This window comes from Salinicola socius (assembly GCF_001937195.1).
Lineage (GTDB): Bacteria > Pseudomonadota > Gammaproteobacteria > Pseudomonadales > Halomonadaceae > Salinicola > Salinicola socius.
This window is the reverse complement of the sequence record NZ_MSDO01000001.1, coordinates 86,058-104,121: the sequence shown is the minus strand read 5'-3', so window position 1 is coordinate 104,121 and position 18,064 is coordinate 86,058. Positions and strand designations below refer to the sequence as shown.

The window sequence follows — 18,064 nt, the reverse complement described above, 5'->3', positions numbered from 1 at the left end:
GTTGAGGGTCGTTCAGTGAAAGTCGTTCGCTGAAAGCCATGCTCGCTCGCTGACAGACACCGGCGAGGCGGCCATCGATCCAGCGGGTCGAGCCCGCTCATGAGGCGAGCGCCGCGTAGCGGGCAGGGTCGAAACCGACGATCAGCGTGTCGTCGGTACCCGGCTTTGAGCGTTGCAACACCGGGCGCTTGATCAGCGTCGGGTTGGCGAGCATGAGTTCCCGCGCCCGTTCGGCATCGAGCGGCTTCTTGTCTGCCGCATCGAGCTGGCGCCAGCTCGTGCTGCGAGTGTTGAGCAGTGTCTGCCAATCGACGTGGCGCAGGAATTGATCCAGATGTTGTGGATCGAGACCGTCTTCGCGTAGATCGTGATAGCGATACGCGACGTTATCTGCATCGAGCTGACGGCGCGCCTTGCGGCAGGTGTCGCAGGTCTTGATGCCGTAAACGGTAATGGTCATGTCACGGGTCCGTCGAGCGCTTGCGGAGAAGCGGGGGATTATAGGCGCCCACGGACGCCGGCTCAAACCGCGCCGGTTCGACGCCAGCCTGGTGTTGGTCAAGGCTCGGTCTGATGGGTGTCGATGGAACGATGATATAGGGTTTTGGTTGCGCTTGACCTAGGGGTGACACCATGGTGCTAGCGTCGGATTTTTCCTGGGAGATAACGAATGATGACTTCAAAGCGCTGGTTGGCCGGTATCGTGGCCGTTGGTTCGCTGGCTTTTGCCATCAGTAGTCTGGCTCAGTCAGAGCGCGATGGTCATGATGAGCATCAGGTTCATTCTGAATCGGACGTCCAATCCAGTGAGGCCGTCGATGCCTACCGTGAGGCAGCGAAGACCATGCAGCACGACATGGAGCTGGCGAATAGCGGTGATCCGGATGTCGACTTTGCTACCGGCATGCTGGCTCATCACATGGGAGCGGTTGCGATGGCCAAGGTCGAGCTCGCCTACGGCAAGGACCCGGAAATGCGGGCGTTGGCTCAAAACATCATTGAGGCTCAGCAGGCTGAGATAGCGCAGATGCAGGCGTGGCTGAAAGCCAACCCTGCGCCGGTCGATTGAGAATATTTAGGGCTGGCCGACCTGAGCGCTATACATCCAGCACTTCATACAGGCGCGCGCGCAGGCGTGCCTGGGCTTCGGGATCGGTCAGCGGCCGGCCGCGCTTGTCGGTGATGAAGAACACGTCTTCGACCCGCTCGCCGAGCGTGGCGATCTTGGCCGTCGACAGCGCGATATCCTGCTCCATGAAGATGCGGCCGACGCGAGCCAGCAGCCCCGGACGGTCGGGGGCGATCAATTCCAGCGAGGTGCGGGCATTGGCCGGGTCCTGTTCGATGATGACCTCGACCGGTACCCGGAAGTGCTTCAGCTGGCGAGGCGTATGACGGCTGACGATCTGCGGATAGTCATCGGGATCGTCGAGTTCCTCGACCAGATGACGACGGATCGTTTCCAGCCGAGCGGGGTCGCGGATGGCGTCATCGTCGTCATCCAGCAGGATGAAGGTGTTGAGCGTCCAGTCGTCGCTGGAGGTGGCGATGCGCGCGTCGTGGATCGACAGGCCCAGTTGTTCGATGGCCGCTGCCGTCGCGGCGAACAGGTCGTCGGCCGAGCGCGTATGGATGAACAGCTTGGTGCCGCCCTCGGTCATGTCTTCGCTGGGGGCGCTGACCAGGATCAGCGGCAAGTGGTCGTCGTGATGGGCGAGAATCCCCTGGGTCTGCCAGACGATCTCGCTGGGCGTGTACTGCAGGAAGTAGTCCTCGCCGAAGGTCTGCCAGAGGGCGGTGACCCGGGCGATGTCGGCGCCGATGGCCCGCAGCAATCCAGAGGCTTCTTCGCGGGTCTCGCTGACCCAGCCCTGACGGTCGACCGTATTGTCGAGACCGCGCCGCAGCACCCGGCGGGTCTCGGTATAGAGCTGACGCATCAGCGAGGCGCGCCAGCCGTTCCATAGCGTCGGGTTGGTGGCGCTGATATCGGCGACGGTCAGCACATAGAGATAGTCGAGATGGGTTTCGTCGCGCACGGTGCGGGCGAAGGCGTGAATCACGTCCGGGTCGGAGATGTCCCGTTTCTGGGCTGTCTTCGACATCAATAGATGGTGCTCGACCAGCCACGCGACCAGGCGCGTATCCCAGTGTGACAGCGCGTGCCGGCGGCAGAAGTCGGCGGCATCGACAGCGCCGAGCACGGAGTGGTCACCGCCACGGCCCTTGCCGATATCGTGATAGAGCCCGGCGATCCACAGCAGTTCGAGCTTGGGCAGCTTCTGGATCACCTCGAGGGCGACGGTGTATTCATCGGTCTCCCGTTCTTCGCGAAACCGTTGAAGGAAGCTCAGTAGCCGCAGGGTATGCGCGTCGACGGTATAGATGTGGAACAGGTCGTGCTGCATCAGTCCGACGGCTTCGCCGAACTCGGGGAGATACTTGCCCAGCACCCCGTAACGGTTCATGCGGGTCAACTGGGTCGGCACGTCGCCACCGCTGCGCAGCAGCTCCATGAACAGGCTTTGATGGCGCAGATCGTCGCGGAAGGCATCGTCGATCAGGTGGCGGTGATCCCGGATCTGACGAATGGTATCGGCGCGAACGCCTTCGATTTCCGGATGCTGGGCCATCAGTAGAAAGAGTTCGAGCAGCGCGCCGGGGCGATAAAGAAAGACGTTGGGATGACGATGCTGAATGTAGCCACCTCGAATCTCGAAGCGCGCATTGATCGGTTTGATCTCCAGCGATTCGCCAGCATGCAGAATCACTTCGTCGAAATGCTGCAGCAGCATGTCGTTGAGCCCGGCCAGCGCGGTGACATGACGATAGTAGGCTTTCATGAACTGCTCGACCGCGAGGCGCTGCGGGGTGTCGGCGTAGCCGAATAGCGTTGCCAGCGCGCGCTGATGATCGAACAGCAGGCGATCCTCGGCCCGCGCGGCAATCATGTGCAGTGCATAGCGAACCTGCCACAGAAAGGCCTGGCCCTGGCTCAGAATCCGCAGTTCGGCATCGTTCATGAAGCCCTGGGCGACCACATCTTCATAGCGCAGCGGTCCGAAATGACGCTTGGCCACCCAGCCGATCATCTGGATGTCGCGCAGTCCGCCCGGCGCGCTCTTGAGGTTGGGCTCGAGATGGTACTCGGAGTTGTTGTGCTTGTAGTGGCGGGTGATCTGTTCCTGCCATTTGCCCTCGAAAAACGCCGCCGATGACCACATGTGCTGTGTCGACAGCCGCTCTCGCATGGCGCTGCGCAGGCTTTCCGGGCCCGCCAGGGTGCGAGTTTCCAGCAGGTTGGTGATCACGGTGATGTCGGCCCGGGCCTCGCGCTCGCAATCGTCGAGCGAGCGCACGCTCTGGCCGATCTCGAGGCCGATGTCCCAGAGCAGGGTAATGAAGCCTGTCAGCGACTCGCGATAGGGGGTGTCATCGTTGGTGCCGAGCAGCAGCAGCAGATCGATGTCGGAATGGGGGTGCAGTTCGCCGCGGCCGTAGCCTCCGACGGCGAGCAGCGCGACATTGTCGTCGGGCCAGTCGAAACGCGCCCAGGCAATTTCCAGCAGCCGATCCAGGCACCAGGCGCGACCGTAGACCAAGTCGCGCACATCGGCACCGGCACGGAAGCGTTCGTCGAGGCGCTCGCGGATCGTCCTGAGCGCCTGCTTGAACAGCGGGATCGGCTGGCGATCTCGCGCCAGTGCCTCGCGAAACGCCGTTGCATCGAAGAGCGTCGGGTCCGGATGAAAGCGATAGTGATGCAGCAGCATGCGACGTGCGTCTCCGATGGCGAGGCAATGGCGCGGCGATCAGGCCGTCAGGAAGCTGAAGTCTTCGTCGGAACGCGCTGTCAGAACTTCCACGCCGGAGGCGGTGACCAGCAGGGTGTGCTCCCACTGCGCCGACAGGCTCTTGTCCTTGGTCACGGCGGTCCAGCCATCCTTCAGCACCTTGGTCCGGTAGCCACCGGCGTTGAGCATCGGTTCGATGGTCAGGCACATGCCTTCGGCGAGTTCGGCGTCGGCCTCTGATGCATACCCGTCGTAATGCAGCACCTGAGGCTCCTCGTGGAAGCCGGCGCCGATACCGTGACCGCAGAAATCTCTCACGACCGAGTAGCCGGCGTTTTCCGCGTGAGCCTGGATGACCTTGGCAATGGTCGACAGCTTGACGCCCGGACGGACTTCGGCGATACCTTTATACAGGCTCTCCCGAGTCACACGGCAGAGACGTTCGCCCTGGATGGTATCGCCGATCACGAACATCATGCTGCTGTCGCCATGATAACCGTCGGTCGTCTTCACGGTGATGTCGATATTCATGATGTCGCCATTCTTGAGCTTCTTGTCGAAGTCGGGAATGCCGTGACAGACGACGTGGTTGATCGAGGTGCAGATCGCCTTGGGGAAACCATGGTAATCGAGTGGTGCCGGCGTCGACCCCAGCTCCTTGACGATGAAGTCGTGGCAGAGGCGGTCGAGTTCGCCGGTGGAGACGCCTGCGGTAACGTACGGTGTGATCATCTCGAACACGGCGGCGGCCTGGCGGCCGGCTTCGCGCATTTTCTCGACTTCTTCGGGGGTCTTGCGTGGAATGTTCATGCGCTCTCGCAATGGGGCAATAGGAGAATGAGTCGTTCCGGATGGCGATGAATGGCTCGCCCGGGAGCGGTCTTGGACGTCCGGCGACTTCATCTTGTGCGTCTTCTATGGTATAAATCCGCGCGCTCGACTGCAATTGCCCATCCCTGCGTTCTGCGAAGTGGTGGCCGAGCTGGCCTGCCGTCGGCATTCATGTCGAGGCGCCAGCGCAGCCGAGTCAGTAGCGACGATGGTTCTCCGCGTGATTGCCGCGTCATCAAAAAACACACATGCACCGGCACATGGTCCCGGGTGCCGTGACGGCCTAGCCGTACGGTCGGATCCATGGGGTGTGTGGAAGCCTAACCCGATTCTCCAGGAGTCATCATGGCACAAGTCAATATGCGTGACCTGCTCAAGGCAGGCGCTCACTTCGGTCACCAGACCCGTTACTGGAACCCGAAGATGGGGCAGTACATCTTCGGTTCGCGTAACAAGATCCACATCATCAATCTCGAGCACACGCTGCCGGCCCTGCTGGAAGCGACCAGTGTCGTCGAGAAGATGGCCTCTTCCAACAACAAGATCCTGTTCGTCGGCACCAAGCGTTCCGCCAGCAAGATCATCAAGGAAGAAGCCAATCGCGTAGGTCAGCCGTTCGTCAATCACCGCTGGCTCGGCGGCATGTTGACCAACTACAAGACCATTCGTCAGTCGATCAAGCGTCTGCGCGAACTCGAAGCCATGCGCGAAGACGGTACGTTCGAGAAGCTGACCAAGAAAGAAGTCCTGATGGCGACTCGCGAGCAGGACAAGCTCGAGCGTTCCATCGGTGGTATCAAGGAAATGGCGGGTCTGCCGGATGCGCTGTTCGTGATCGACGTCGATCACGAGCGTATTGCGATCAATGAAGCCAACAAGCTGGGCATTCCGGTCATCGGTGTCGTCGACACCAACTCCAACCCGGATGGCGTCGATTACGTCATCCCGGGTAACGATGACTCCATTCGCGCCATCCAGATCTACGTCCAGGCCATCGCCGATGCCTGCGGCAAGGCGAAGGAAGGCCGCCCCGACGATTTCGTCGAGGTGAACGAGACGAGTGAAACCAGCGACGCCGCCCAGTAACGCAAGATGGCCACGGCATCGAGTCTGCGCTGAACCTGCTCCTGCAGAAGGCAGTCGATGTGCCGATATCGGCGCAGACAGAAAGGGGGCTCTATAGCCCCCTTTTTACACCCGGAGCGGTGCCCGCGCGGCACCGCTCGTCAGACGAAACAGCGATCCTCAGGGGTAGAACATGGCAGCTATCAGCGCTTCTCTAGTCAAGGAACTGCGCGAGCGTACCGGTCTCGGCATGATGGAGTGCAAGAAAGCACTGACCGAAGCCGACGGCGATATCGAGCGTGCGATCGAAGATCTGCGCAAGAATTCCGGCCTGAAGGCCGCCAAGAAGGCGGGTCGTATCGCCGCCGAAGGCGCGATCCTGACTCAGGTTGCCGAAGACGGCAGCTGCGCCGCGATGCTCGAAGTCAATTCGGAGACCGATTTCGTCTCTCGCGATGACAACTTCAAGGGCTTTGCTTCCAAGGTGCTGGCCAAGGTGTTCGAGACCAAGTCCGAAGACATTGCCACCATCATGGATGGCGAGCTGGAAGATGCTCGTAACCAGCTGGTGCAGAAGATCGGCGAAAACATCTCCGTACGTCGTGCAGTCGTCGTCGACGCGCCGGAAGGCGGCGTGGTTGGTGCCTACGTCCACGGCGATCGCATCGGCGTGCTGACCGTGCTTACTGGCGGTAGCCAGGAAGTGGCCAAGGACATTTCCATGCACGCAGCGGCGATCAATCCGGTCGTGGCACGTCCGCAGGACATGCCGCAGGCGCAGCTCGACAGCGAGAAGGCGATCATCCTGGCGCAGCCGGACATGGCCGGCAAGCCGGCGGAAATCGCCGAGAAGATGGTTCAGGGCCGTCTCAAGAAGTACCTGGCGGAAAACAGCTTGACCGAGCAGCCGTTCGTCAAGGATCCGAACCAGTCTGTCGCTGAATATGCCAAGGCGGCTGGCGGTGAAGTCGTCGGATTCACGCGCTTCGAGGTCGGTGAAGGTATCGAGAAAGAAGAAGTCGACTTCGCCAAGGAAGTGATGGAACAGGCTCGCCGTAGTTAAGTTTTGCAGGGCCGAGTTTCATCCAGTGCCCAAGGCTGAGGTGTCAGGTAACATTGACTGAACCCGGCCTCATCGATGGCGTGCGCGAAAGCGCACGCCATTGCGTATCCGGCAGATGAGAAGATCATCTGTCATGACCTGCCGACCCGACTCGTCAAACCAGGAGAGAGCGTCATGCCTGAAGTCATCGATCGAACCAGCAAGCCCAGTGAGCGCGGTGATAAATCGGAGCGTGGTGATAAATCAAAGTACAAGCGCATATTGCTGAAACTCTCGGGTGAGGCGCTGACCGGTGAGCAGGAGTTCGGTATCGACCCCAAGGTGCTCGATCGCATGGCGCTGGAAATCGGGCAGCTGGTGGGTATCGGCGTCCAGGTCGGTATCGTGGTCGGTGGTGGCAATCTGTTCCGTGGCGCTGCACTGCACGCGGCGGGCATGGACCGGGTTACCGGCGATCACATGGGCATGCTGGCGACGGTGATGAACGCGCTGGCGATGCGGGACGCGCTCGAGCGATCCAACATCCGTTCGCGGGTGATGTCGGCGATTCCCATGAGCGGCGTCGTCGAGCACTATGATCGCCGCTCCGCGATTCGCTACTTGACGTCCGGTGACGTGGTCATCTTTTCAGCCGGTACGGGCAACCCGTTCTTCACCACGGATTCCGCGGCCTGCCTGCGTGGCATCGAGATCGATGCCAATGTGGTGGTCAAGGCGACCAAGGTCGACGGCGTCTACGACAAGGATCCGGTCAAGTATCCTGACGCCATCAAGTACGAGAGTTTGAGCTACGATGAGGTGCTGGATCAGAAGCTCGGCGTGATGGATTTGACCGCTATCTGCCTGGTACGGGACCATGATATGCCGGTACGCGTCTTCGATATGACCAAGCCTGGCGCACTGCTGAATCTGGTGGTTGGTGGGCGAGAAGGCACGCTGATTGATTGAGGTATAGGACATGAACGACGATATCAAGAAAGACGCCAGTGCGCGCATGCAGAAAAGCCTGGAAGCGCTTCAGAGCAACTTCCACAAGATTCGCACGGGTCGAGCCCATCCGAGCATTCTCGATGCGGTGATGGTGGACTACTACGGCAGCAACATGCCGATCAACCAGGTCGCCAACATCACGGTCGAAGATGCCCGCACCCTGGCGGTGACGCCGTGGGAACGTCCGATGGTGGCCAAGGTCGAAAAAGCGATCATGACGGCCGACCTGGGATTGAATCCTGCCACGGCCGGTACCGTGATCCGTGTGCCGATGCCGCCGTTGACCGAGGAGACGCGTCGCAACTACATCAAGCAGGCGCGAGCCGAGGCCGAGAACGCGCGTGTTGCGATCCGCAGCATACGTCGTGATGCCAATGGCGATCTCAAGGCGTTGCTCAAGGACAAAGAGATCAACGAAGACGAAGAGCGCCGCGGCGAAGAGGAAATCCAGAAGTTGACCGATAAGCACGTCAGTGAAATCGACCGGCTTCTGGAAACCAAGGAACACGACCTGATGCAGGTCTAAGGAACGCAGGCGCCCGTTTTCTACCTGCCGCGGGCGCCGCTACCTACCTGTCTTGCGAGCTATCATGACTGACATGCAGTTGCGCGACGCTCAAGCGGTGTCGTCGATGCCTCGCCACGTGGCGATCATCATGGACGGCAACAATCGCTGGGCGCGCGCCAGGGGGCTCTCCAGCGCACAAGGGCATCGTGCTGGCGTCGAATCGCTGCGTGCGGTCATCCGGCGCGCGGCCGAGCGGCGCATCGAGACCCTCACGCTTTTCGCCTTCTCGAGCGAGAACTGGCGTCGGCCTTCGGCCGAGGTCAGTGCCTTGATGGAGCTTTTCATGCTGGTGCTCAAGCGCGAGGTGAAAAAACTCCACGAGAATGGTATTCGACTCAGCATCATCGGCGATCGCCGTCGTTTCTCCTCGTCTTTGCAGAAGCACATGAGCCGTGCCGAAGCTCTGACTCGCGACAACTCGGGCATGCATCTCGTGGTCGCAGCCAATTACGGCGGTCGCTGGGATATCGCGTGCGCCGCCCAGCGTCTGGCACGCAAGGTTGCCGATGGCCTGATGACACCCGAGTCGATCGACGAGGAAGCGCTGGACCGCGAGATGTGCCTGAGTCAGGAGCCGCCAATCGATCTATGTATCCGCACCAGTGGGGAGCAGCGAATCTCTAATTTTCTGTTGTGGCAGCTTGCCTACGCGGAGTTCGTGTTTGCGCCGGAGCTGTGGCCCGACTTCGATGGTACGACATTCGATGCGGCGCTCGAGGCTTTTCAGCAGCGTCAGCGCCGTTTCGGCCTGAGCCAGCAGCAGGTCGAGGTTCAGGGTGCTTAGACAGCGTATATTGACGGCATTGATATTGGCGCCTCTGGCGCTCGGTGGCCTGTTCGGGCTATCGGGTGGTGCCTTCGCAGCATTTACCGCACTGGTTCTGCTGCTCGGGGCCTGGGAGTGGGCGCGCCTGGCCGGGTTCGACGACGCTCAGCCGCGGCTGCTCTACACCGCCGGGCTGGCACTCCTGCTGCTGGTCGCCTGGTGGGCGGGATGGCTGCTGGATCGCTGGCCACTGTGGATCGGCGCCATCGGCTGGCTGGCCAATGCCTGGTGGGTGTCGCGCTACCCTCGAGCCACCGGCCAGTGGCAGCCTCCGGCGCTGCGCCTCGGCATGGGCGCGTGGGTGCTGGTGCCCTGCTGGGTCGGGCTCTATCAGCTGCGCCAGGAAGGGAGCGAATGGCTGCTGTTCGTGCTGCTGCTGGTGTGGGTCGCCGATATCGGGGCTTACTTCGCCGGACGTCGCTTCGGGCGCCGCAAGCTGGCCCCGCACGTCAGTCCGGGCAAGTCCTGGGAAGGCGTCTACGGCGGCTGGGTGGCCGTGGCCGTGCTGGTGCTCATCTATGCCGTCTGGCTCTCCTTCGATGTCGCGCAGACGCTGGCGCTGATGGTCGTGGCATGGGGCGTTGCCTTCATCTCCGTCATCGGGGATCTGTTCGAAAGCATGCTCAAGCGCTTCCGGGGCCTGAAGGATTCCAGCCATCTGCTGCCGGGGCACGGTGGCATCCTCGATCGTATCGATAGCCTGACCGCTGCCGTTCCGCTCTTCGCCTTGATTAGCCCCTGGCTGGGATAGCAATCCGATGTCCACATCTTCTCCCCGAAAAGTCACGCTATTGGGTGCGACCGGCTCCATCGGTCGCAGCACGCTGGACGTGATCGGCCAGCATCCCGATGCCTATGAGCTCCACGCGGTGACCGCTCAGCGCTCCCGCGAGGCGCTTTTCGAGATCTGTCGACGATTCGAGCCGGCGCGAGCCGTCATCGGCACGCAGGAAGATGCCAACTGGCTGCGTGCCCAGCTGCGAGAGGCCCGTCTGACGCACATCGATGTCAGTCATGGCGAAGCGGCGCTGCTCGAGGTCTCACGGGCACCGGAGGTGGACGCGGTGATGTCGGCGATCGTGGGGGCGGCAGGATTGTTGCCGACGCTGGCGGCCGTGGAGGCAGGCAAGCGGGTGCTGCTGGCCAACAAGGAAGCGCTGGTCATGTCCGGGGGGCTCTTCATGGACGCCGTATCCCGCCATGGCGCAACGCTTTTGCCTATCGACTCGGAACATAATGCCATCTACCAGTGTCTGCCTATGCAGCACCGGGGCGGGTTATCGGCTCACGGCGTGTCGCGGCTGTTGTTGACCGCATCGGGTGGACCGTTTCGCGAGTGGTCGCTGTCAGCGCTGGAGAGGGTGACGCCGGATCAGGCTTGTGCGCACCCCAACTGGTCGATGGGGCGCAAGATTTCGACCGACAGTGCCACTCTGATGAACAAGGGATTGGAACTGATCGAAGCGTGCTGGCTGTTCGATGCGAAACCTGAGCAGATCGAAGTGGTCGTGCATCCGCAAAGCGTCATCCATTCGATGGTGGGTTATGCCGACGGCTCGATATTGGCCCAGATGGGTAATCCCGACATGCGCATACCGATCGCCTATGGTCTGGCGTGGCCCGCCAGGATCGATGCCGGCGTCGAGCCGCTCGATCTGTTCGCGGTTTCCCGGCTCGATTTCGAAGCTCCGGATGAAGCACGGTTTCCCTGTTTGCGCCTGGCGAGAGAGGCAATGGCTGCAGGCGGCACCGCCCCGGCGAGCCTCAATGCTGCCAATGAGATCGCTGTGCAGGCGTTTCTTGATGGAAAACTACCGTTTCTCGGTATCGCACAATTGGTGAAAGCGACGCTCGAAGCGACCGAGGTACGCGCGGCGGACTCGCTCGACGTGATACTGTGCGAGGATGCACGAGCGCGGCAGCTGGCCGAGCGTTTGTTGCACCAACGGTCTTTCCAGAGGGGGCGGGCGTGATGGATACGATCCAGAACGTACTGGCGGTCATCGTCGTACTCGGCCTGCTGATCACGTTTCACGAGTTCGGGCACTTCTGGGTCGCCAGGCGCTGCGGCGTCAAGGTGCTGAGGTTTTCGGTAGGCTTTGGCAAACCGTTGTGGTCGCGTTTCGATCGTCAGGGGACGGAGTACGCCATCGCTGCCATCCCGCTGGGCGGGTACGTCAAGATGCTCGACGAGCGGGAAGGTCCGGTGGCACCGGAAGAGCTCGACCGGGCGTTCAACCGCAAGAGCGTCTGGGCGCGGATCGCGATCGTGGCAGCCGGCCCCATCGCCAACTTCCTGCTGGCACTGGTCGCCTACTGGGCGCTGTTCGTCTACGGCGCCACCACCGTCGCGCCTGTGGTCGGCGACGTGATGCCGGATTCGCCCGCGGCTCAGGGGGGGCTACGCAGCGGCCAGGAAATCGTCAGCATCGAGGGACGCGAGACACCCTCCTGGAATGAGGTCAATCTGCAGCTGATCGCGGCCATCGGCGCCGATGGCGAGCTGCAGTTCACGACGCGCGATCCCGCAGGCGGCGCGACAAGAACCCACGACGTACCGGTGCGGCAGTGGCTGGTGCGGCAGGACCCGCCGCAGCCGATGTCGTCGCTTGGCATCACGCCCTGGCGCCCGCAGGTGCCCGCGGTTCTTGGCCGCGTGCTCGACAACAGCCCGGCCAGCCGTGCGGGATTGAAGGCGGATGATCGCATCGTCAGCGTGGACGGCAAGCCGGTCGACGACTGGGTCGCCTTCGTCGAGACCGTGCGCCGTCATCCTGGCGTCGAGCTGGCGCTGGAAGTCGAGCGCGATGGCGGCAAGCGCCGCGTGTCGCTGACGCCCGAGTCGAAGCAGGCCGAGGATGGCGAGAACATCGGATATGTCGGTGCCGCATCCCAGACAGTCGAATGGCCTGAGTCCTATCGGCGTGAAATTCGATATGGTCCGATCGCCGCGATCGGGCAGGCTGTGAGCAAGACCGGCGAGATGACCTGGCTGACCGCGGATTCGATTCGCAAGATGATCGTCGGCTGGATATCCCCCTCGAATCTGTCGGGGCCGATCACCATCGCTCGCATTGCCGGCGACTCGGCCCGCAGCGGCGTCGAGACGTTCGTCGGCTTTCTGGCTTATCTGTCGATCAGTCTGGGGGTCTTGAACCTGCTGCCGATCCCGGTGCTCGATGGTGGTCATCTGGCTTATTACCTGATCGAGCTGCTTCGCGGCAAGCCGGTGTCGGAGGCCGCCCAGGCGATGGGTCTGCGTGTCGGCGTGGCGTTGGTCGGATGTTTGATGATGATGGCGCTCTACTTTGACTTGATGCGACTGTAGCGACTGTAGCGACTGTAGCGACTGTAGCGACAGGAACGACAGGAACGACAGGAACGAGAGGCGACGCTGGCGATGCGAACGGTCAGCGGTCGGCGCCGCAGTGGCGGCGAACGGAAAGACCCCAGGCGTGGCGAGCGATGAGCTTGTCAGTCGTAGGGAGAAATGTATAAGGTGCCTGTTCGATACGCGGGCGGACCCCACAGAAGCGATTGATTGCATGAAACTCAAGACCATCGGATTGGCAGGACTACTGCTGGCCAGCTCTCCCGTTGCGCTGGCGGCACCTTTTGAGATTTCGGATATTCGTGTAGAGGGGCTGCAGCGCGTCTCGGCTGCATCCGTTTTCAACGCTTTCCCCGTCAGTGCCGACCAGACGGTAGACGACCAGCAACTGGGCGAGGCCGCCCAGCAACTGTTCGACACCGGGCTGTTCGACGACATTCGGCTATCCCGCGACAACGACGTGCTGATCGTCAATGTGGTCGAGCGGCCGTCGATCGCCGAGATCAACATCGAAGGCAACTCCCAGATCTCCGACGACGACCTGCGCAAGGGCCTGACCGACGCTGGCCTGGCCGAGGGTCAGGTGCTGCAGCGCTCGACGCTGGAAGAGATGCAGCGCGAGCTTGAGCGTCTCTATCAGTCCCAGGGCCGCTACAGCTCCAGCATCAAGACCTCGGTCGAGCAGCTCGAACGTAATCGGGTTCGCGTCAACATCGACATCAACGAAGGGGAAGTGGCGAAGATTCGCCAGATCAACGTCGTGGGCAACGAGGCCTACGACGACGGCACTCTGAGTGACCTGTTTCAGCTCGAGGACAAGCCGGGCTGGTTCTTCGGCTGGTTCTCCGACGACGAGTATTCCCGGGAGGCGCTTTCCGGTGATCTGGAAACGCTGCGTTCCTGGTATCTCGATCGTGGCTACGTCAACTTCGCCATCACCTCGACGCAGGTCTCGATCAGCCCGGACAAGTCGCGGATCTTCGTGACCATCAACGTTGACGAAGGCAAACGTTACAAGCTCGACCAGATCAAGTTCGACGGCGATCTGAAGATCGACGAATCGATGGCGCGCTCGCTGGTGACTGCCAAGTCGGGAGAGTATTTTTCCCAGAGCAAGTTGACCGAATCTTCGGAAGCGCTGCGCCAGAAGCTCGGCGCCGAAGGCTTCGCCTTTGCCGATATTCAGGCGGTGCCTACGGTCGATGAAGCGGGCGATACCGTGGACATCACTTTCCGCGTCGATCCGGGTCGTCGTGCCTACGTGCGGCGGATCAACTTCGAAGGTAATACCACGACGCAGGACGAAGTCCTGCGCCGCGAAATGGTACAGATGGAGGGCGCGCCGGCCTCGACCGACCAGATATCGCAGTCGCGTCAGCGTCTCGAGCGGCTCGGGTTCTTCAAGCAGGTCGATGTGGACACCCGACCGGTAGCCGGCGAGCCGGATCAGCTGGACGTTACCTACAACGTTCAGGAACAGCCCTCGGGCTCCATTTCGGCCAGCGTCGGGTTTTCCCAGACCGCAGGCGTCATTTATGGCGCTGCGCTGTCCCAGAGCAACTTCCTGGGGACGGGCAATCGCGTCAATATCGGCGCGCAGCGCAGTGACACGTTCACCAACATCAACTTCGGCTTCACCGACCCTTACTGGACGCTCGACGGGATCTCGCGCGGCTACAACGTCTTCTACCGCGAAACCGATTACGAAGACTCCGATATCTCGACCTACTCGACCGATTCCTACGGCGGCAACATCAATTTCGGTTATCCGATCAATGATCTGTCGCGGCTGAACTTCGGTGTCGGGCTCGAGAATCTGTCGATCGATACCTACGACGACACGCCTTCCGAAATCGTCAAGTACACCGACGATGAGGGTGAAGACTTCTTCAATTACAAGCTGACGGCGAGCTGGACCCGCAACAACCTGAACCGCGGGATCATGCCGACGGCCGGTAGCTATCAGCGCGTCTCGCTGGAAGCCGCACTGCCGGGATCGGACGCCGAGTACTACAAGGTGCGTTACCGCGGCCAGAAGCTGTTCGAGCTCAACCCGGACTGGTCGCTCAAGTTCGGCAGCAATCTCGGCTATGCCGATACGCTGGGTTCCAACGATCCTTATCCGTTTTACGAGAACTTCTACTCGGGCGGTCTGGGCTCGGTACGTGGCTACACCGGTAACACGCTGGGGCAGAAGACCACGCAGCGCGGCGATGGGGATGACGATACCCTGGGTGGCAACATTCTGGTCGAGGGCTCTGCGGAGCTGATCTATCCGTTCCCCTGGATCGAGGATCGCCGGTCGCTGCAGACCAGTATTTTCCTCGACGGGGGTAATACCTTCCTCTCCGACTGCTACGAAGTGGTGCCCGGCGATGGTCCGTCCAGCTGTAACAGCGGTGTCAGCCTCGACGACCTGCGCTACAGCGTGGGCCTGGGGCTCTCCTGGCTGACACCGGTCGGCCCGCTGACGTTCAGCGTTGCCAAGCCGCTGAACGAGAAGGATGGTGACGACCCGCAGGTGTTCCAGTTCTCGCTGGGTCAGACGTTCTAGCGCCATCGCACCGGATTCACGGCACGATTCACAGGGCCGTGAATCCGGAGTCAGAAAAATTCCAGATTCCAAGTCAGGCTTTCAAGGAGTTGCCGCATGCGCAAGATAGCAGGAGTTCTCGGGCTCGGTTTGTTGACCATGGTCTCGGTGCCGGCCATGGCCACCGAAGTGGGCGTGCTCGACTGGCGCGAAGCGCTGATGTCTTCCAGTTCCGCCCAAGCATCGATGAATCAGCTGAAGAACCGTATCAGTTCCCAACAGCAGCAGGCGCAGTCGTTGAGCCAGGAGCTGCAGCAGCTGCAGCAGCGGCTGCAGAAGGATGGCGACGTGATGTCGGAATCCGAGCGCAACTCGGTGACCCAGCAGCTGCGACAGAAGGGTGGTCAGTTCCAGCAGTTGCGCGGTCAGATCTCCCAGGCGCAGCAGCAGGCCGAGCAGCAGTATCTGAAAGGGGCCAAGCCCAAGCTCGATCAGGCCATTCAGCGAGTCGTCGACAAGCATGATCTGGATATGGTCGTCGACCGTGATGCCGTCGTCTATTCCGGCGATAGCCTCGACATTACTTCCGAAGTGACGCAGATCTTCAATTCGCTCAACTGATGATTCAAACCGGCGCCCGTTCATGAAGAGAGATGCTTCCACCTCTTACACGCTTGGCGAGCTCGCCGAGCGGATCGACGCCCGCGTGGTGGGTGATGACACAGTGCGTGTCAGTGGTCTTTCGACGCTGACCGACGCGGTATCGACGGATCTGGCGTTTCTCGCCAACCGGGCTTATCTGAAGTATCTGGCGACGACGCAGGCCGGTGCCGTTCTGGTGCACCCGGCGCATGGTGAAAACTGCCCTTGCCCGCGGCTGGAGCTGGAAAACCCGTACCTGGGCTACGCCAAGCTGTCGCGCCTGTTCGATCCGCTGGCCAACCAGGCTTCGCAAGGTGTGCATCCGACGGCAGTCGTATCCCCCGAGGCGACCCTTGGCGAGCGCGTCGAGATCGGCGCTCACTGCGTCATCGAAGCCGGTGTGCACATTGCTGATGATTGTGTCATCGGTGCCGGGTGTTTCATCGGCGCCGACACCGCGATCGGTAGAGGCTCTCGCCTGCACGCCAATGTCACGCTGTATCACGGGGTGATCATCGGTGAGCGGGCGATTCTCCATAGCGGATGCGTCATCGGTGGCGACGGCTTCGGGTTCGCCCATGATGGCAAAGGCTGGGAGAAGATCGCTCAGCTGGGTGGCGTCAGTCTGGGTGACGATGTCGAAGTGGGTAGCTGTTCGAGCATCGATCGCGGAGCCCTGGGCGACACGCTGATCGGCAACGGGGTCAAGATAGACTCCCAGGTGCAGATCGCCCACAACGTTCAGGTCGGCGATCACAGTGCGCTGGCAGGCTGCGTCGGCATCGCGGGTTCCACCAAGGTCGGCCGCCACTGTCTGCTGGGCGGCGGCGTCGGGCTCTCCGGCCATCTCACGCTCACCGACGGTGTCCAGGTGACCGGGATGAGTCTGGTCACGAACTCGATTCTGGAGCCCGGCGTCTACTCTTCCGGCACGGGTTCGATGTCGAATAGTCAGTGGCGGAAGAACGCGGTACGCTTCAAACAGCTCGACGAGATCGCCAAGCGCTTGACGCGGCTCGAGCGCGATATCCGCGACGCTTGAGGATCCGTGACACCCTCGGGGCCGTCACCGGTCGCCTCCCGAGGCTGGCAGTCGTCAGGTGCGCCTGTATAATGCCCGCCCACATGGGTGAACGCCGTTTTGCCGCCCTTTGCCTGCCCTTAGCCAAAGTGTAGGGGCAGGCATTTCGTTATTTCAGAGGTTGTATTGATGATCATGGACATCAACCAGATTCGCGAATATCTACCGCATCGTTATCCATTTTTACTGGTAGATCGCGTGATGGAAATCACGATTGGCGAGTCGATCGTGGCGTACAAGAACGTCAGCATCAACGAACCTTTCTTCAACGGCCATTTTCCTCATCACCCGATCATGCCCGGCGTGCTGATCATCGAAGCGATGGCCCAGGCCTGTGGCATCCTCGGTTTCAAGACCGTCAACAAGCTGCCGGCCGATGGCTACGTCTACTACCTCGTCGGTAGCGATAACGTACGCTTCAAGCGCCCGGTCATGCCGGGTGACCAGCTGCGGCTCGAGGCCAACGTGATCAAGGGCAAGCGCGGTATCTGGAAGTTCGCCTGCCGGGCAACGGTCGGTGACGAGCTGGCCTGCGAAGCAGAAATCATCTGTGCCGAGAGGAAAGTCGCTTGATTCATCCCTCCGCCATCGTCGATCCCTCCGCCCGACTGGCCGACGACGTCGAAGTCGGTCCATTCAGCGTGATCGGAGCCGACGTCGAGATCGATGCCGGTAGCGTGATCGGGCCGCACGTCGTGCTCAAGGGGCCGACTCGACTCGGCAAGCGTAATCGGGTCTTCCAGTTCGCCTCGGTCGGGGAGGACTGTCAGGACAAGAAGTACGCCGGCGAGCCGACGCGGCTCGAAATGGGGGACGACAACGTCGTGCGCGAGAGCGTGACGATCCATCGCGGAACCATCCAGGACCGTGGCGTTACCACCATCGGCAACCGCAACTTGTTCATGGCCTATTCCCATGTGGGCCACGACTGCCTGATCGGCAACGACTGCATTCTCGCCAACCAGGCGACGCTGGCCGGTCACGTGACGCTTGGCGACTTCGCCATCATTGGTGGGCTCTCCGCGATCCATCAGTTTGCCCACATGGGCGAACATGCCATGGTCGGTGGCTGCTCGGCTATCACCAAGGACATTCCGGCGTTCATCATGGTCAGCGGCAATCCGGCGGCACCCCACGGGCTGAACTCGATCGGGCTCAAGCGCCGGGGTTTCTCCGCCGAGGCGATCAAGGCGCTGGGCGAGGCGTATCGCCTGGTCTATCGCAAAGGTCTGACGCTGGAGCAGGCTGTCAGCGAAATCGAAAGCCGTTTCTCGCTCGACGAAACGCAACGCTTCATCGATTCTCTGAAAGTGTCTCAACGCGGCATCATCCGCTAGGAA

The 18,064-nt window shown here is 61.4% G+C and carries 17 protein-coding genes; 14 read left to right on the top strand and 3 right to left on the bottom strand.

Going from position 1 to position 18,064, the window contains the following annotated elements; all coding sequences use genetic code 11:
* Positions 1-97 precede the first annotated feature (97 nt).
* Positions 98-460, bottom strand: a complete 363-nt coding sequence (locus BTW07_RS00445; protein ID WP_075568179.1) for an ArsC family reductase — start codon at positions 458-460, stop codon at positions 98-100.
* Between the two features lie 210 nt (positions 461-670).
* Between BTW07_RS00445 and copM the strand changes: the two genes are divergently transcribed.
* A complete protein-coding gene (gene copM / locus BTW07_RS00440; RefSeq protein WP_279626523.1) occupies positions 671-1,069 on the top strand; it encodes a CopM family metallochaperone in 399 nt (132 codons plus the stop codon).
* A gap of 28 nt (positions 1,070-1,097) precedes the next feature.
* Here copM and BTW07_RS00435 read toward each other — a convergent pair whose 3' ends face one another.
* Both BTW07_RS00435 and map read right to left on the bottom strand, forming a co-directional pair.
* Positions 1,098-3,773: a [protein-PII] uridylyltransferase gene (locus tag BTW07_RS00435; protein WP_075568178.1), complete on the bottom strand. Its 2,676-nt coding sequence runs from the start codon at positions 3,771-3,773 to the stop codon at positions 1,098-1,100.
* A 39-nt stretch (positions 3,774-3,812) separates the two neighbouring features.
* Positions 3,813-4,604, bottom strand: coding sequence for a type I methionyl aminopeptidase (gene map / locus BTW07_RS00430; protein ID WP_075568177.1), 792 nt, complete (start codon positions 4,602-4,604; stop codon positions 3,813-3,815).
* Between the two features lie 366 nt (positions 4,605-4,970).
* On the opposite strand from map, the gene rpsB reads away from it, so the two are divergent.
* The 13 genes from rpsB (at position 4,971) to lpxA (ending at position 18,061) form a co-directional block, all read left to right on the top strand.
* On the top strand, positions 4,971-5,711 hold the full coding sequence (gene rpsB / locus BTW07_RS00425) for a 30S ribosomal protein S2 (protein WP_075568176.1): 741 nt from the start codon (positions 4,971-4,973) through the stop codon (positions 5,709-5,711).
* Between the two features lie 172 nt (positions 5,712-5,883).
* A complete protein-coding gene (tsf, locus tag BTW07_RS00420) occupies positions 5,884-6,753 on the top strand; it encodes a translation elongation factor Ts (RefSeq protein WP_075568175.1) in 870 nt (289 codons plus the stop codon).
* 174 nt (positions 6,754-6,927) lie between these two features.
* Positions 6,928-7,701 carry a UMP kinase gene (pyrH, locus tag BTW07_RS00415; RefSeq protein ID WP_075568174.1) on the top strand — a complete coding sequence of 258 codons (774 nt, stop codon included), beginning with the start codon at positions 6,928-6,930 and terminating at the stop codon, positions 7,699-7,701.
* A gap of 10 nt (positions 7,702-7,711) precedes the next feature.
* Entirely contained in the window at positions 7,712-8,269 is a 558-nt protein-coding gene (frr, locus tag BTW07_RS00410; RefSeq protein WP_075568173.1) for a ribosome recycling factor, read from the top strand.
* Between the two features lie 64 nt (positions 8,270-8,333).
* On the top strand, positions 8,334-9,095 hold the full coding sequence (uppS, locus tag BTW07_RS00405; RefSeq protein ID WP_075568172.1) for a polyprenyl diphosphate synthase: 762 nt from the start codon (positions 8,334-8,336) through the stop codon (positions 9,093-9,095).
* Positions 9,088-9,888, top strand: coding sequence for a phosphatidate cytidylyltransferase (locus BTW07_RS00400; protein WP_075568171.1), 801 nt, complete (start codon positions 9,088-9,090; stop codon positions 9,886-9,888). Before uppS ends, BTW07_RS00400 begins: the two co-directional genes overlap by 8 nt.
* A gap of 7 nt (positions 9,889-9,895) precedes the next feature.
* Complete coding sequence (ispC, locus tag BTW07_RS00395; protein WP_075568170.1) at positions 9,896-11,110, top strand: 1-deoxy-D-xylulose-5-phosphate reductoisomerase; 1,215 nt, start codon at positions 9,896-9,898, stop codon at positions 11,108-11,110.
* Positions 11,110-12,465, top strand: a complete 1,356-nt coding sequence (gene rseP, locus BTW07_RS00390; protein ID WP_075568169.1) for a sigma E protease regulator RseP — start codon at positions 11,110-11,112, stop codon at positions 12,463-12,465. Before ispC ends, rseP begins: the two co-directional genes overlap by 1 nt.
* A 217-nt stretch (positions 12,466-12,682) precedes the next feature.
* Positions 12,683-15,022 carry an outer membrane protein assembly factor BamA gene (gene bamA / locus BTW07_RS00385; protein ID WP_232823889.1) on the top strand — a complete coding sequence of 780 codons (2,340 nt, stop codon included), beginning with the start codon at positions 12,683-12,685 and terminating at the stop codon, positions 15,020-15,022.
* A gap of 96 nt (positions 15,023-15,118) precedes the next feature.
* Entirely contained in the window at positions 15,119-15,622 is a 504-nt protein-coding gene (locus tag BTW07_RS00380; protein WP_075568168.1) for an OmpH/Skp family outer membrane protein, read from the top strand.
* Positions 15,623-15,644: 22 nt separating this feature from the next.
* Positions 15,645-16,685, top strand: coding sequence for a UDP-3-O-(3-hydroxymyristoyl)glucosamine N-acyltransferase (gene lpxD / locus BTW07_RS00375; RefSeq protein ID WP_075568167.1), 1,041 nt, complete (start codon positions 15,645-15,647; stop codon positions 16,683-16,685).
* A 168-nt stretch (positions 16,686-16,853) separates the two neighbouring features.
* A complete protein-coding gene (fabZ, locus tag BTW07_RS00370; RefSeq protein ID WP_075568166.1) occupies positions 16,854-17,297 on the top strand; it encodes a 3-hydroxyacyl-ACP dehydratase FabZ in 444 nt (147 codons plus the stop codon).
* A complete protein-coding gene (lpxA, locus tag BTW07_RS00365; protein WP_075568165.1) occupies positions 17,294-18,061 on the top strand; it encodes an acyl-ACP--UDP-N-acetylglucosamine O-acyltransferase in 768 nt (255 codons plus the stop codon). Before fabZ ends, lpxA begins: the two co-directional genes overlap by 4 nt.
* Positions 18,062-18,064: the final 3 nt, after the last annotated feature.

Excerpts from the sequence above, each read along its gene's own strand:
- BTW07_RS00445 (WP_075568179.1), bottom strand. The coding sequence starts at position 460 with ATGACCATTACCGTTTACGGCATCAAGACCTGCGACACCTGCCGCAAG.
- copM (WP_279626523.1), top strand. The coding sequence starts at position 671 with ATGATGACTTCAAAGCGCTGGTTGGCCGGTATCGTGGCCGTTGGTTCG.
- BTW07_RS00435 (WP_075568178.1), bottom strand. The coding sequence starts at position 3,773 with ATGCTGCTGCATCACTATCGCTTTCATCCGGACCCGACGCTCTTCGAT.
- map (WP_075568177.1), bottom strand. The coding sequence starts at position 4,604 with ATGAACATTCCACGCAAGACCCCCGAAGAAGTCGAGAAAATGCGCGAA.
- rpsB (WP_075568176.1), top strand. The coding sequence starts at position 4,971 with ATGGCACAAGTCAATATGCGTGACCTGCTCAAGGCAGGCGCTCACTTC.
- tsf (WP_075568175.1), top strand. The coding sequence starts at position 5,884 with ATGGCAGCTATCAGCGCTTCTCTAGTCAAGGAACTGCGCGAGCGTACC.
- pyrH (WP_075568174.1), top strand. The coding sequence starts at position 6,928 with ATGCCTGAAGTCATCGATCGAACCAGCAAGCCCAGTGAGCGCGGTGAT.
- frr (WP_075568173.1), top strand. The coding sequence starts at position 7,712 with ATGAACGACGATATCAAGAAAGACGCCAGTGCGCGCATGCAGAAAAGC.
- uppS (WP_075568172.1), top strand. The coding sequence starts at position 8,334 with ATGACTGACATGCAGTTGCGCGACGCTCAAGCGGTGTCGTCGATGCCT.
- ispC (WP_075568170.1), top strand. The coding sequence starts at position 9,896 with ATGTCCACATCTTCTCCCCGAAAAGTCACGCTATTGGGTGCGACCGGC.
- rseP (WP_075568169.1), top strand. The coding sequence starts at position 11,110 with ATGGATACGATCCAGAACGTACTGGCGGTCATCGTCGTACTCGGCCTG.
- bamA (WP_232823889.1), top strand. The coding sequence starts at position 12,683 with ATGAAACTCAAGACCATCGGATTGGCAGGACTACTGCTGGCCAGCTCT.
- BTW07_RS00380 (WP_075568168.1), top strand. The coding sequence starts at position 15,119 with ATGCGCAAGATAGCAGGAGTTCTCGGGCTCGGTTTGTTGACCATGGTC.
- lpxD (WP_075568167.1), top strand. The coding sequence starts at position 15,645 with ATGAAGAGAGATGCTTCCACCTCTTACACGCTTGGCGAGCTCGCCGAG.
- fabZ (WP_075568166.1), top strand. The coding sequence starts at position 16,854 with ATGATCATGGACATCAACCAGATTCGCGAATATCTACCGCATCGTTAT.